13 protein-coding genes are annotated in these 14,906 nt (G+C 41.9%); 12 read left to right on the forward strand and 1 reads right to left on the reverse strand.

Annotated features, from left to right (window positions below; translation table 11 throughout):
- Positions 1-3: 3 nt before the first annotated feature.
- Positions 4-1,371 (reverse strand): diaminobutyrate--2-oxoglutarate transaminase, encoded by a 1,368-nt coding sequence (locus B9Y89_RS01995; protein WP_085521081.1) that lies wholly within the window; start codon positions 1,369-1,371, stop codon positions 4-6.
- A 226-nt stretch (positions 1,372-1,597) separates the two neighbouring features.
- Between B9Y89_RS01995 and gatC the strand changes: the two genes are divergently transcribed.
- The 12 genes from gatC to B9Y89_RS02055 all read left to right on the forward strand — a co-directional run bounded on the left by gatC (position 1,598) and on the right by B9Y89_RS02055 (position 14,863).
- The gene (gene gatC / locus B9Y89_RS02000) at positions 1,598-1,894 is read left to right on the forward strand and encodes an Asp-tRNA(Asn)/Glu-tRNA(Gln) amidotransferase subunit GatC (protein ID WP_085521083.1); all 297 of its coding nucleotides are present in this window, start codon (positions 1,598-1,600) and stop codon (positions 1,892-1,894) included.
- Between the two features lie 21 nt (positions 1,895-1,915).
- A complete protein-coding gene (gene gatA, locus B9Y89_RS02005) occupies positions 1,916-3,376 on the forward strand; it encodes an Asp-tRNA(Asn)/Glu-tRNA(Gln) amidotransferase subunit GatA (protein WP_085521085.1) in 1,461 nt (486 codons plus the stop codon).
- Positions 3,377-4,804 (forward strand): Asp-tRNA(Asn)/Glu-tRNA(Gln) amidotransferase subunit GatB, encoded by a 1,428-nt coding sequence (gene gatB, locus B9Y89_RS02010; RefSeq protein ID WP_085521087.1) that lies wholly within the window; start codon positions 3,377-3,379, stop codon positions 4,802-4,804.
- Positions 4,805-5,173: 369 nt separating this feature from the next.
- On the forward strand, positions 5,174-6,460 hold the full coding sequence (locus B9Y89_RS02015) for an MFS transporter (protein ID WP_085521089.1): 1,287 nt from the start codon (positions 5,174-5,176) through the stop codon (positions 6,458-6,460).
- A gap of 234 nt (positions 6,461-6,694) precedes the next feature.
- A complete protein-coding gene (locus B9Y89_RS02020) occupies positions 6,695-7,627 on the forward strand; it encodes a diacylglycerol kinase (protein WP_085521091.1) in 933 nt (310 codons plus the stop codon).
- A gap of 15 nt (positions 7,628-7,642) precedes the next feature.
- Positions 7,643-9,022 carry a 23S rRNA (uracil(1939)-C(5))-methyltransferase RlmD gene (rlmD, locus tag B9Y89_RS02025; protein WP_085521093.1) on the forward strand — a complete coding sequence of 460 codons (1,380 nt, stop codon included), beginning with the start codon at positions 7,643-7,645 and terminating at the stop codon, positions 9,020-9,022.
- A 237-nt stretch (positions 9,023-9,259) separates the two neighbouring features.
- The gene (locus tag B9Y89_RS02030) at positions 9,260-10,564 is read left to right on the forward strand and encodes a globin-coupled sensor protein (RefSeq protein ID WP_085521095.1); all 1,305 of its coding nucleotides are present in this window, start codon (positions 9,260-9,262) and stop codon (positions 10,562-10,564) included.
- Positions 10,565-10,567: 3 nt separating this feature from the next.
- Positions 10,568-10,744 carry a nucleotidyltransferase substrate binding protein gene (locus B9Y89_RS19520; RefSeq protein ID WP_369596712.1) on the forward strand — a complete coding sequence of 59 codons (177 nt, stop codon included), beginning with the start codon at positions 10,568-10,570 and terminating at the stop codon, positions 10,742-10,744.
- Between the two features lie 4 nt (positions 10,745-10,748).
- Positions 10,749-11,057, forward strand: a complete 309-nt coding sequence (locus tag B9Y89_RS02040; RefSeq protein ID WP_085521098.1) for a nucleotidyltransferase domain-containing protein — start codon at positions 10,749-10,751, stop codon at positions 11,055-11,057.
- Positions 11,058-11,128: 71 nt separating this feature from the next.
- Positions 11,129-11,914 carry an ABC transporter ATP-binding protein gene (locus B9Y89_RS02045; protein WP_139822675.1) on the forward strand — a complete coding sequence of 262 codons (786 nt, stop codon included), beginning with the start codon at positions 11,129-11,131 and terminating at the stop codon, positions 11,912-11,914.
- Between the two features lie 82 nt (positions 11,915-11,996).
- The gene (locus B9Y89_RS02050) at positions 11,997-13,559 is read left to right on the forward strand and encodes a hypothetical protein (RefSeq protein ID WP_369596713.1); all 1,563 of its coding nucleotides are present in this window, start codon (positions 11,997-11,999) and stop codon (positions 13,557-13,559) included.
- Between the two features lie 185 nt (positions 13,560-13,744).
- Entirely contained in the window at positions 13,745-14,863 is a 1,119-nt protein-coding gene (locus B9Y89_RS02055; protein ID WP_085521104.1) for a Delta(10) desaturase DesB, read from the forward strand.
- Positions 14,864-14,906: the final 43 nt, after the last annotated feature.

A 14,906-nucleotide genomic window follows, 5' to 3' on the forward strand; every position in this document is an offset into this window, starting at 1 on the left:
GCATTATCTCTCCTTCACGTTGAACGACTGAACGGCTGTGTTAAAGGCATCCTCAAAGATCATTAAGATATCATGGGCTTGTTCATCAGTTAGAATGAGAGGGGGTAATAACCGTATAGTGGCACCGAATCGGCCCCCGACTTCTAGAATGAGTCCTCGCTCAAAACAGGCCCTTTGTATCGCACTCGCTAATTCTGGTAATGGCGGATAAGCTCCAGAAGAGGAGGGGTATTTTTTGGGATTGACGATCTCGATACCAATCATTAATCCTCGTCCGCGAACGTCACCAATATGTGGGTCCTGATCCTGCAACTGTTGGAGCCCTTTTTGAACTTGATGACCGATCGAATCGACATGATCTGGAATGCCGTTATCGGCTATGAACTTGATTGTTTCGGTACCCGCTGCCATAGCTAACTGGTTACCTCGAAAGGTCCCAATATGTGCCCCGGGTTCCCAGGTATCAAGCGAGTTGTCATAGATCATGACGGATAATGGTAGACTACCGCCAATCGCTTTGGATAAGACGAGAATGTCAGGTTCGATATCAGCATGTTCAAAAGCAAACATTTTTCCTGTCCGACCGATACCCGTCTGAATTTCATCAATGATTAATGGGATTTGGCGTTCCTTAGTGATTCGCCGGATCTCTTTTAACCATCTTGTTGAAGCGGGTATTGAACCTCCTTCTCCTTGAACGATTTCCACAATCATGGCGGCCGGTGGTAAAACGCCGCTTTCCGGATCATCCAGCAATTGTTCGATGTAATGAAGACCTAAATCTTCCCCAGTTTCTCCGCCAATGCCAAATGGGCACCGGTAGTCGTATGGGTAAGGCAAGAAGTGAACATGCGGGATGAGGCCATTGACCTTTTCCTTTGGTGCTAACGCGCCGCTTATACTCATCGTCCCATGCGTTGAACCATGGTACCCACCTTGAAAAGCGAGAAGACTGCTGTTGCCCGTTGCTGTTTTCGCAATTTTCAATGCTGCTTCTACCGCATCAGCTCCTGTTGGGCCGCAAAAATGGATGCGACCATTTGCTTGTAAGCGGGCAGGAAGATGGTGAAACAATTCATCAACGAATCGCTCTTTGACCGGTGTCGTGAGATCCAGTGTATGTAATGGCAGCTGGGAATTCAGCGTATCTTGCATCGCATCTATAGTCACTGGATGATTATGGCCGAGGGCCAGTGTGCCAGCACCGGCGAGACAGTCATAATAGGTTTTATTGTCGATATCTTTTACAAAAATCCCTTGAGCTTCTTTAATGGCTACAGGCAGACGCTGTGGATAAGAGCGTGCGCTTGATTCTCTTAAATTTTGTTGGCTGAGAAAGTCAGCATTTGTTTGGATTGTTTGAGTGGTCATTGGATAGCCTCCTTTTGAGAATGAGAATTATTATCAAATAACTAACCAAACACTAATTGAAAATGATTATCATCGTCAACATATTTTCTTAAATAAGATCTAAAGTCCTAAAGCGATTAATATGGGTCAAACCTTCTTCCTAGACGTGTCCTCAGTTGCTTACACACCAATGGATTTGGTATTATCAATATATTGCACAGTCTTATGTCCTCTGGAGGTGACACAAGTGGCAGAGATTTCAAAAGAACAGGTTCGGCATGTGGCGCATTTAGCGCGTCTATCTTTTTCAGAAGAGGAAGTTGAAACATTCACTAAAGATCTTGGTGACATCATTGGTTTTGCCGAACAGTTGAATGAATTAGATACTGACAATGTTGAGCCGACAACACATGTTTTGGATTTGAAGAATGTTCTACGCGACGATCAAGCTCGTGAATGGTTAACGAGAGATGAGGCATTAAAGAATGCACCAGACCAGCAGAATGGTCAGGTGAAGGTTCCGCCGGTATTGAACCAAGATTAGTGATAAAAGGAGGGATTGCGGTTGTCTCTATTTGAACAAGGTATAGGCCAATTAAAGAGCCAGTTACATAATAAAGAAATATCCGTCAGTGAATTGATTGATGATGTGTATAAAAATATCGAAGCGACGGATGATCACATTCATGCTTTCTTAGCACTGAATAAAGAAGCAGCCAAAGAACAAGCTAAGCAATTGGATCAGCAGCAGGATGCAAGTGCAGCAGCATTGTTCGGACTGCCGATCGGCATTAAAGACAACATGTCAACGAAAGATTTGCGCACGACATGTGCGAGCCAATTACTGGGGAATTTTGACCCCCTCTATGATGCAACCGTTATTAATAAGATCAAGGAACAACAAGGGATCGTCGTTGGTAAATTAAATATGGATGAGTTTGCGATGGGATCTTCGAATGAAAATTCCGGTTTTGAACCGACGCGGAATCCATGGGATTTAGAACGTGTACCTGGAGGATCTAGCGGTGGTTCAGCGGCATCGGTTGCAGCGGGACAAGTTCCGTTTGCCTTAGGTTCGGATACAGGGGGGTCCATTAGACAACCTGCTGCGTTCTGTGGCGTTGTCGGCATGAAACCGACTTACGGGCGGGTTTCCCGTTTCGGTCTCGTCGCATTTGCTTCCTCATTTGACCAAATCGGACCGATTTCTCGTTCGGTTGAGGATAACGCGCATCTTATGAATACAATTGCTGGCCGTGACAAATATGATTCAACATCCGCCGATGTCGATGTACCAGATTATACCCAAGCGATTACCGGAGACGTTAAAGGTCTTAAGATTGCCGTTCCGAAAGAATATTTTGGTGAAGGTGTATCTGAGGGTGTTAAGGAACAAGTCAAAGCAGCGCTTCGTCAGCTTGAGAAGCTCGGTGCAACCTGGGAAGAGGTTTCTCTCCCACACTCTGATTATGCAGTAGCTGCTTATTATATTTTGGCGTCATCTGAAGCATCAGCCAATCTAGCTCGCTTTGACGGGGTACGCTACGGTGTTCGTGCGCAAACCGAAGACATGATTGATATGTACAAGCAAACGCGCAGTGAAGGTTTCGGTGCTGAAGTTAAGCGTAGGATTATGCTAGGAACCTTCGCGTTAAGTTCAGGTTATTATGATGCTTACTATAAGAAAGCGCAAAAAGTGCGGACGTTAATCAAGCAAGACTTTGAAAAGGTGTTTGAAGACTATGATGTTATCATCGGACCGACAACACCGACAACGGCATTTAAGATTGGCGAAAAAATTGATGACCCACTTACAATGTATGCCAATGACATTTTGACGATCCCGGTTAATTTAGCTGGCGTTCCTGCCATCAGTGTGCCATGCGGATTGTCAGACGGTCTGCCTGTTGGTTTGCAAATCATTGGCAAACCTTTCGATGAGTCGTCGGTTTATCGTACGGCACACGCTTATGAACAAGCTGCGGATTTGAACTTGGCACCTGATTTAAAAGGGGTGACAAAATAGATGAACTTTGAAACAATTATTGGTCTCGAAGTCCACGTTGAATTAAAGACGGATACAAAAATCTTCTGTGACTGTTCAACCGAATTTGGCGCACCGCCCAACACTAATGTGTGCCCCATTTGTCTTGGACATCCAGGTGTCTTACCTGTACTGAACCACCAAGCGGTTGAATTCGCGATGCGGGCCGCCACGGCTTTGAATTGTGAGATCGCAACGGATACGAAGTTTGACCGTAAAAACTATTTCTATCCGGATAACCCGAAAGCTTATCAAATCTCGCAATTTGATAAGCCGATTGGTGAAAACGGCTCAATCGAAATAGAAGTCGATGGCTATAAGAAAAACATCGGGATTACACGTCTGCATCTTGAAGAGGATGCGGGTAAGCTGACACACGCTGAAGACGGATCGCTCGTTGATTTCAACCGTGTCGGTACACCGCTGATTGAGATTGTGTCCGAACCTGATGTCCGCACGCCGAAAGAGGCGCACGCTTATTTAGAAAAGTTGAAGGCCATTATGCAGTACACTGGTGTGTCCGACTGTAAAATGGAAGAAGGTTCCCTGCGTTGTGATGCTAACTTGTCTCTACGTCCACTGGGACAGGATGAGTTTGGAACGAAAACGGAATTGAAAAACTTGAACTCCTTTACGCACGTTGAAAAAGGACTTGAGCATGAGGAAAAACGTCAGGAAGAAGTGTTACGTTCCGGTGGCGTGATTGAACAAGAAACCCGTCGCTATGATGAGGGTTCCAAGAAAACCATTCTCATGCGTGTGAAAGAGGGTTCAGATGATTATCGTTATTTCCCTGAACCTGACCTCGTTAAGCTGTATATTGATGAGGATTGGAAGGCGAAAATTAAAGGTCAAATTCCTGAAATGCCTGATGCCCGCCAGGAACGTTACATTCATCAACTGGGACTACCTGAATACGATGCCATGGTCTTGACGCAGTCGATCAAAATGTCCGATTTCTTTGATGCTACCGTCAACAATGGAGCTGACGTTAAGTTAGCGTCTAACTGGCTCATGGGCGAGGTGTCCTCTTATCTGAACGATGAATATAAAGAAATTGATGAGGTCGCACTGACGCCGGAATCGCTTGCTAAACTGATTAAGCTGATTGACGCCGGGACAATTTCTTCGAAGATCGCCAAAAAAGTGTTCAAAGATTTAATGACCAAGGGTGGCGATCCTGAGAAAATCGTTGAAGAGAAAGGTCTTATGCAAATCTCTGATGAAGGTCAGTTACGCGACATTATTACACCTATTTTGAACGATAATGAACAGTCCATCACTGACTATAAAAATGGTAAAGACCGTGCTCTCGGCTTCCTAGTCGGACAAGTTATGAAAGCAACTAAAGGTAAAGGCAATCCACAGATGGTGAATAAAATCATCATTGAGGAAATGGATAAACGGTAATGAAGAATGAAAAACACCTGCCCTATAGAAGTTGGGGCAGGTGTTTTGCTTGTTCAGGTAAGAGCGCTCAATTTTTGAACGGAGCGCTCACATTTTGGCCCTCCTTGTCCTAAGATAAAATCCACAACATCAGATTCCTCAAACTAATCATAATCAATTAAAACGCTGTATTGACAAAAGTCAGAACTATCAATATAATTTGGATCGATCAATCAAAATTGAAATATAAGGAATGAAATGCCATCTACCACAGTTTTCTTATTACTATCAAACTGACATTTGTTGAAGACGATCAAGCGGATGGTGTTGTGTTTACGAATTTCACAGAAGTTGCTTTACGGATTTTAGGTTTGTCCATGGAGTCATCTGATGAAATGGAATGACCTCCATCCGAATATTAAGTGGCGGTTTGTCGTTGACTTTTGTTCTATAACGGCTAGTACGATGATTATCCCTTATTTGGCCATCTATTTTTCGGGGAAAGTCGGCGCGACGTTAACTGGAATATTATTCGTCATTGTCATTATGTCCGGTGTCATAGGAAGTTTTGTTGGCGGTTATCTGTCAGATCTGATAGGTAGAAAAAAGATTATGTTGATGTCAGAATTGATCGTAGCGCTAACTTTTTATGTGATTGCGATGCTCAATTCACCTTGGTTTGAGTTCCCCTATGTGACAGCAGGGATCTTCGTGATTAATATGTTTTTTTCCGGCTGCTTTCATCCAGTAGTTATGGCATTGATCTTAGATAGTAGTACCTCGGCATCGAGAGAGGGTATTTTTCGAATCAATTATTGGATCAGTAATTTGGCCATTGCGGTTGGCAGTCTTGTCGGAGGTTTCCTTTTCTCGAACCATCACTTTTTGTTGTTCTTAATCATCGCAACGGTTAGTTTATTATCGTCTGTCATCACAGCTTTGTTCTTAACAGAAGAGTACCATCCGTCAGCCACTAAGGAAGTAACTTCACAATCGGAAGACAAGCAAACCTATTCCTTAAAAGCATTGCTCAGGCAATATGGTGGTATTTTTAAAGATCGTGTATTTTTGTTTTTTATACTAGGCGGTTTATTGGTAACGGCACTTGAATCTCAGTTGACTAATTATATCGGTGTCCGGTTATCAAAAGATATGGGAGAAACGGCATTGTTTGCTTTCGGTCATATGGAGTGGTCATTAGATGGGACAGAACTACTGGGAGTTTTAAAAAGTGAGAATACCATTTTGGTTGTGGTCGGTACGTTTTTAATCACTAAAGTAACGAAACGCTTGTCCCATCATAGCAAGTTATTAGGCGGTGGAATGATGTTTGTCATCGGTTATGTTGCGCTGTCGATGTTTCATCATCCGTTGATCCTCATTGGAGTTATGCTGTTAGCGACATGTGGAGAACTTATTTATGTGCCCGTTGAACAAGCAATTATGGGGGATATCGTTCCCGATGATTCGCGGAGTACATATATGGCCTTTCAACAAATGGCACTAATGATCAGTGAAATCATCGCAGGATTATTTATTACTTTAGGAAGTTTCCTGACAGCGGGTATGATGTCGTTAATACTATTTATCATGGGAATGCTAGGAGTGTTCAATTTCTATATCATGCTTCGTAAAAAGGCAGGAAGGGACACAGCTGAAGTGCATAATGTGGGGTAAATAACTATATTTGGTAAAAATTGAATTGGTATTTGTCATTTTGAAACCTATCGACTATAATAAGAACGTTATGGAATTAATTCGCCTCTTGATCCTTGGAGGCTTTTTTTAATCATATTTATTTGCAGTGGACATGTCTTGCATGCTCATTCATATAATAAATAAGTGTATGCATCCATTAGCATGCACTTGATGGCTTGGCGCTGCCAAGTTTTCTTAATTGAGGTGGATACAATGAAACGTGCACGATTGATATATAACCCGACATCAGGACGCGAAGCGATGCGAAAAAATGTTGCGTATATTTTAGATCGGCTTGAAAATGCGGGATTTGAAGCGTCAGCTCATGCGACTAAAGGTGAAGGGGATGCAACGGTAGCAGCAAGTCAGGCTGTAGAAAGCCATTTTGACCTTGTTGTCGCTGCTGGTGGTGATGGTACTATTAATGAAGTCGTTAATGGATTGGCTGAACAACCTCATCGCCCCACTTTTGGTATCTTGCCGATGGGGACAACGAATGACTTTGCCCGTGCCATCAATATGCCACGTGATATTGTCCGTGCATGCGACGTCCTATGCGAAGGGGTATCAATGCCGATTGATGTCGGCAAGGTGAATGACAAATACTTTATTAATATATCCGGTGGCGGCAAGTTAACAGAATTAACTTATGATGTCCCGAGTAAGCTAAAGACGATGCTCGGTCAGTTAGCTTACTATCTTAAAGGGATGGAAATGCTGCCATCTATAAAACCGACAAGGGTTCGGATTGAATATGATGGGCGACTTGTTGAAGATGATATCATGCTCTTTTTAATTTCTAATACCAACTCGGTCGGTGGTTTTGAAAAATTAGCGCCCGATGCCAAAATGAATGATGGTATGTTTGATTTACTAATCCTTAGAAAGATGAATCTTGCGGAGTTCGTTCGCTTGGCCCGCCTGGCGCTTCGTGGTGAGCACTTGCAGGATTCAAAAGTTATTTACGCTAAGGCTAATCGGATCAAAGTTTACAGTGAAGAAACGATGCAGCTCAATATTGATGGCGAACATGGTGGCGATCTACCGGGAAACTTTGTGAACTTATATCATCACTTGCAAATGATTGTTCCGAGTGATACGGCTTATACCCATACGCGCCACCTTGGCCAAATTCAATCCGTATAAAAATGTGGTGGTACGATGACCGAAACCAAACAACATCCTGTTCATGAACAGGATCGGTTGACAGTGACATTCAACGACTTATCATCAGACGGTGCTGGCGTTGCTAAAGTTCACGGTTATACGCTATTTGTTCCCGGAGCACTGCCCGAGGAGCAAGCTGAAGTCGAAGTGACGAAGACGAAAAAACAATACGGCTTTGCAAAATTAATCAAAACATTGTCAGCCAGTGATAGGCGGGTGGATCCGCCTTGTGAGTTGTATGATCGGTGTGGCGGCTGTCAGCTTCAACATTTGTCTTATGAAGGACAACTCGATTTTAAACGAAAACAAGTGCAAGATGCGATGACGAGAATTGGTGGTTTGACGGATGTTGATGTCAACCCGACGCTCGGGATGGATCATCCTTGGACTTACCGCAATAAAGCTTCAGTGCCAGTAGCCAAACGCGATGGTGAGTTTATCGCCGGTTTTTACCAAAAACGGTCACATCATATCATTGATATGGATCACTGTTTGATCCAAAGTGAAGATAATGATGAAGTGATTCAAGAAGCGAAACGGATTGCCAAAGATTGCGGGATTGAACCTTATAATGAAGAGACCCATAAAGGGATTCTCCGTCATATTGTTACAAGGACAGGGAACCAAACCGGCGAAATTATGGTGGTGCTTGTCACGAAGACTAAGGAATTACCGTTTCGTAAGCGGTTTTTAAAGGAACTGCCGCAAAAATTTCCGGGCATTAAATCGATTGCTCATAACATCAATCCCAAACGCACAAACACTATTTTCGGTGATGAAACACGGACTTTGTGGGGGCGCGATTTAATCTACGACAACATTGGGGATATCAAGTTCGCGATTTCACCACGGTCGTTTTATCAAGTCAATCCTGAACAGACTAAAGTCCTGTATGATAAGGCTATGGAGCTGGCGGAGCTAAACGGTGAAGAAACGGTTATTGACGCATACTGCGGGATTGGTACCATTTCACTCTTCTTAGCTCAAAAAGCGGGGCAGGTCTATGGCGTTGAAGTTGTCCCAGAAGCGATTGATGACGCGCGGGCCAACGCCGAGCTGAACGATTTGGATAATGTCTCCTTTGAAGTTGGACAAGCTGAAGACGTGATCCCGCGATGGTACAAAGACAAAGGGATTCAAGCGGATGTCATCATCGTCGACCCGCCGCGCAAAGGCTGCGATGAAGCCTTACTCCAGACCATGATTGATATGCAACCCAAACGTGTGGTGTATGTTTCATGCAACCCAGCGACACTAGCACGTGACCTGCGAATCCTTGAAGAAGGCGGTTTTAAGACGCAGGAAGTCCAACCTGTTGATCAGTTTCCGCAAACGACGCATGTTGAATGTGTATCGCAATTAGTGTTGAAATAGGTCAATAATATTTATTCGAATGAAAAATCATAACGTAATAAACGGAGCTTCAAGTCTTTAGCCATCCGGCGACTTGAAGTTTTTTTATTTTTAATATTAATTGCAGACGAATTTCTGCAGATGAGGTGTTCATCGACATACATATGTCACATTTTTTTCTATTTAGTGTTAAAAGTCATGTCAACGTAGCCGTTATTAATAATAGAGACGGATGAATAAACGTTGGAGGTCAAAGACATGATCAAAGCATTTTTTAGAAAAAATAACTATTCAGTGGACCAAGCAGATAAATTGGCGATCAATCAAGACTTTGAAGGTGTCATTGATGTTGAAAAAGATAGTGATCTCGCTAAGCAATTAAGAATGATTGATTTAACACAAGAAGATCTTACTGTGCTCAAAAATTTCCAACCCCTTGTTCAAGAGAATATTGATCAAATCGTTGATCAATTTTATAAAAATCTTGAACATGAAACATCATTAACACAAATTATAGAGGATCATAGCTCGATAGACCGCTTAAAGCAAACGCTAACCACTCATATTCAAGAAATGTTTAATGGCAAGATTGATCGAACCTTTGTAGCTAATCGTATACGGATTGCTCATGTTCATGTGAAGATTGGACTGAAGCCAAAATGGTACATGTGTGCATTTCAAGATCTCCTACTTTCTCTTATGAGAATTATGGAAAATACTATTGTTGATTATGAGGTATATATCAAGGCTGTAAAAGCGACTACGAAGATTTTAAATATCGAACAACAGCTTGTTTTGGAGGCCTTTGATGATGAAACTGAGCGACTAAGAAATGAACAAGAAGAGCAGCAAAATCAATTGCACAGACAAATGAATCAAACAGCGGAAGAATTGGCGGCCGTTTCCGAGCAGACGAGCGCATCTGTTCAAGAGTTAACGTCTCAATCGGAACATATTGTTAATGAATCAAAGAAAGGGACTCAAATTTCGCAACAAGTCGAAGATCAATCGTCGGAAGGCAAACAGCAACTCGAGTTGCAGCAACAACAAATGAATGACATTCAACAGAAAACAAAACAAATTTCAGCTGAGATGGAACAATTGAAAGACATCTCAAAAGAAATTGATAACATTGTTCATATAGTAACGAACATTGCGGAGAAAACGAATATGCTAGCGTTAAATGCGTCGATTGAATCAGCTAGAGCCGGCGAACATGGAAAAGGTTTTGCGGTGGTTGCTGAAGAGGTCAGAAAGCTTGCGGAACAAACCAAAGACTCGGTTTCTAATGTTACTGAATTAATCCAAACAACGAATGAGCAAATCAATAATATATCCACCAATATGCTAGATATTGACCAATTAATGTCTAAGAGTACCGATAACATGGAAGAAATTAATCAATTTTTTGATGCGATCGTTACGGCTATGTCAGAAAACAGGGCATATAACACTAGCATTGAGCAAGAACTCGAAAGCTTAACCCAAGTGATCGAAGAAATGAACCGCGCCATGTCACAAGTCGCTTCTTCAGCCAGCCAACTAGGTCAGGGGACTGAATAAAGACTGGCGTTTCAAATTGATTTAATAGGTGACGGTCACGTATGGATGGATGCGTTATCAAAGCGTAACCTAACGACGCATACATACGATGAAGCCTTAGTTAAAACACTGATAATGAGCATTCGTCAAGAGTATCTACCAGCCCTTAAAACAATGTATGACGAACTATCAAAGGAATGAGAACATGTTTGGTATACTCGAGCGAGACATTGACTATATCATGAAGGCATTAGAAATGTTTGACGAAATTGAATCGGCATTGATCTTTGGCAGCCGCGCCATGGGGAATTATAAAAAAGGGTCGGATATCGACATGGCGATATCGGGCCAATTAGTTACAAGAGAAACCATAGCAAAGTTAAGTGATTTGCTAGGTGAACAATACCCAATCCCCTATTTTTTTGACATCCTCCATTTAGAAGCTATTAATAATGAACAACTTTTGGAACAAATCCAAACATTTGGGATTGAAGTGTATCGCAAAGGAAGCTAATCACCCTTTAATTAAAGACAATTTATGCTAAAATTGATGTAATAACAGAAAAAAGGTGGGTGATGGAACGAATGACAGAAGAAGACACAGTGTTATCCATTGATAATTTACGAATGAGCTATGGGGCGGAGCAGGTGCTAAAAGGGATTGACCTTGATGTTTATCGGGGCCAAGTCATTGGTTATATCGGTCCAAACGGAGCGGGGAAAAGCACCACTGTTAAGTTGATGTTAGGACTTGTGGAAGGGTATTCAGGTCAAGTGAAAGTCTTTGGTGAGGACATATCGAATGGTGATGTGAGCTATAAGGCTAAGATTGGCTATGTGCCTGAAACAGCAGACATTTATGATAATCTCACAGCGAGTGAGTATTTAACGTTTGTCGGTGATTTGTACGGCATGGATAGTGACCAGGTTGATGACAAGGCTCAGAAACTCATGGCTCAATTTGAACTAGAGAACGTTTATCATACGAGAATATCATCCTATTCTAAAGGGATGCGGCAAAAACTATTAATCATCTCAAGTCTATTACATAACCCAGATCTATTATTTTTAGATGAGCCCATCAGTGGCTTAGATGCCAATAGTGTGATGGTTGTCAAAGAAATTTTGGCTCAGCTGGCGGCACAAGGCAAAACAATTTTTTATTCATCGCATATCATGGATGTCGTCGAGAAGATCAGTGATCGCATTATCTTATTGAACGACGGACAAATTATGGCGGATGGTACTTTTGAAGAATTAAAAGAACAAAACAAGGAAGGTACATTGGAAGAGATTTTTAATCAATTGACGGGCTTCGATGAGCACGAGGATATCGCGCGTGATTTCGTGTCGATCGTGCAGGAGAGGTGACATTATGAAAAATTTCAGGACGCTGCAATGTTTGGATCCCTTCAAAGGTTTATTTGAAAAGTTTGGGGTGGACTACAACGTGATGAGAAGGATCCTACAGGTGAAGTTACTGATGGATCAGCGCCGGGTGCCAACGATTTTCAGTCAGTCAGCGAAAAAATCTGAGGATGCCACGAAAGATAAAAATCACTTTTTGAGATCCCTTTGGATGTACGCCCTTCTGGGTATCTTTTTAATCCCATTTATCCTCTTAGGAGACAATTATGTCTTTCAGATGAGCATTGTGTTTGCAGTGATGATGTTTATTGTCATGACCTCGATGATTTCTGATTTCTCATCAGTATTATTAGATATCAGAGATAAAAATATTTTACATACCAAACCGGTGAACCAACGAACGATTAGTTTTGCGAAAACGATACATATTTTCATATACATGTTTTTTCTAACCGCTTCGATTACGGCGCTGCCGCTCATCGTTGGTTTAGCCAACCACGGATTTCTCTTTTTTTTCATCTTCTTAGTCGGTATCATCTTGCTTGATTTGTTAATTGTATTCTTAACTGCTTTGATCTACTTTTTAATTTTAAAATTTTTTGATGGCGAGAAACTAAAGGATATCATTAACTACGTTCAAATTGGCCTGTCTCTCGCAATGATTGTCGGCTACCAGTTGGTTGCGCGCGCCTTTGAGTTCGTGGACTTCCAATTCGTGTTTGATCCGAAATGGTGGCAATTTTTGATTCCGCCTGTCTGGTATGGAGCCTTATTTGAATGGCTGTTGCACGGTGAGGCCAACTTATATTTTGGAGCCTTTTCGATGCTGGCGGTGATTGTTCCTCTCCTATCAATTGTGGTCTATATTAAGTTAATGCCCGCCTTTGAAAAAAATCTGCAAAAATTATCAGACCATGGTGGCGCGAGTAACAAAGCTCGCAGGAGAGGCAAGCTGTCTTTAGCAAATTTGGCTTGTACGGATAAAGAGGAGCGGGCGTTTTTTCGCTTTGCGAGTCACATGATGAAAAATGAGCGGGAATTTAAACTTAAGGTTTATCCATCATTAGGCTTTTCGGTGATATTTCCCTTTATCTTTCTGTTTAGTCAGTTGCGAATGCAGACCTTTGCAGAACTAGCTGCAAGCAAATGGTATCTATCGATTTATTTTTGCATGATTATGATTCCAACTGTTGTCATGATGCTGAAGCATTCTGGAAAATATAAAGGAGCATGGATTTTTAAAACCGCGCCTGTTAACGATCCGACACCGATCTTTAAAGGCACGTTGAAGGCCTTTTTGGTTAAATTGTTTTTGCCGATTGATGTTGTGTTGAGTATCTCATATATATTGATATTCGGATGGCGGATCATTCCTGAACTGATCATTGTTTTGTTAAGTTCTTTTCTATTTACAGTGATTTGTTATAAATTTATTGGAGGGTCACTGCCGTTTTCGAAGCCTTTTGATGCTGTGGAACAAAATGGGATCAAACTAATCCCATTTTTTATCATCATCGGTCTTTTTATTGTGGTCCATATTATAAGTTCGATGATTCCGTTCGGCGCATATGGATACATTGTCATTTTATTGCTGGCGAATGGGATTGTTTGGAGAACAGCATTCAAAGTTTCTTGGGAAAGCGTGTAGGAGTTAATTAATTTCAGAAAAATAATGCAATTTATATCATTCTCCTTTTTGACTCATATTCATGTTATAATAGTATAAATAGGGTCATCTAAAAGGTCTAAACCTTATAATTATTATTGATGGACTTGCACGTGAAAGTGCAAGTCCTTTTAGGATAGAGCTTGGTGATAAAAAGGAGTTATTTAATGGATCAATTACATTCCTTCGGCTGGTACGCTGGCCGTGTTGCACCACATCTCCCCAAGAAAGCGTTCAAACCCGCTGCAGGAAGGCTCTGGGGTGGGTTAGCCTATCTTATTGTTTCCCTCTGTGGACTACTTGCCATTGGTTTATTACATTTAAATCCATGGATCAATCTTGTCATTTCTATCGTATTGGGTTCGAGCTTTGCGGCCATGGGATTTCTAGGCCATGAAATTCTACATGGTGCGGTTGTTCGAAAACCTTGGCTTCGTAATGTGCTTGGGGCCGTTGCCTTTTGGCCGTTAAGCACAGGCCCCAGACTTTGGAGAAGATGGCATAATCGGGGCCATCACGTTCATACACAGGATGAGAAGAACGACCCTGATTCTTGGCCAAGTATGGAGGATTTTGCTAACCAGCCGCTGATCCGTTTGATCTATCGATTACCTTTTCCGATTCGTTCGCTGTTTAGTTTCATCTCATTGGCCATGACTTTCTCTTTCCATTCTTTCAGGATGTTTCTCCACTATATTAAAGATTTTAAGCAAGAGAATCAGCGTGCGGTTTGGATGCAGCTCATTCTTCCCTGGACGACTTGGATTGGTTTAATGTTCTTGATCGGTCCTGTAGACTGGCTGTTTGCTTATTTGCTTCCTGTACTCATTGCCAATATGATTGTGATGGGTTATATCTCAACCAATCATCGTTTGAACCCACTTGTGTCCGTCAATGACCCACTAGCCAATAGTTTGTCAGTGACGGTGCCAAAATGGATCGATGTGCTTCACTTTAATTTTTCACATCACACAGAACATCACCTTTTTCCAGGTATGAACTCGAAGTATTACCCGATGGTTAAGCAGCATATAAAAGCGATGTGGCCTGAGCGCTATCATGAAATGTCATTATTAAGAGCGCTAAAAGTGCTATGGCAGACGCCCAGACTGTATTACCAGCAGAATGAATTAGTTGATCCTCATCAGGGACACCTATATGGGTCATTGGGTAACGGTCTTGATCCAACGAATATTCATTATCGAGAAGAAAATGTTAAAGGGGAAAGCCCTGAATCAAAAAATGAGTCGCTTGATTCTCCCGATCAGAAAAAGAAGACAGAATGATAAGAGAGAGGCTTGACAATCTTTTATAAAAAATAACAATGAT

This window comes from Tuberibacillus sp. Marseille-P3662 (assembly GCF_900178005.1).
GTDB lineage: Bacteria > Bacillota > Bacilli > Bacillales > Sporolactobacillaceae > Marseille-P3662.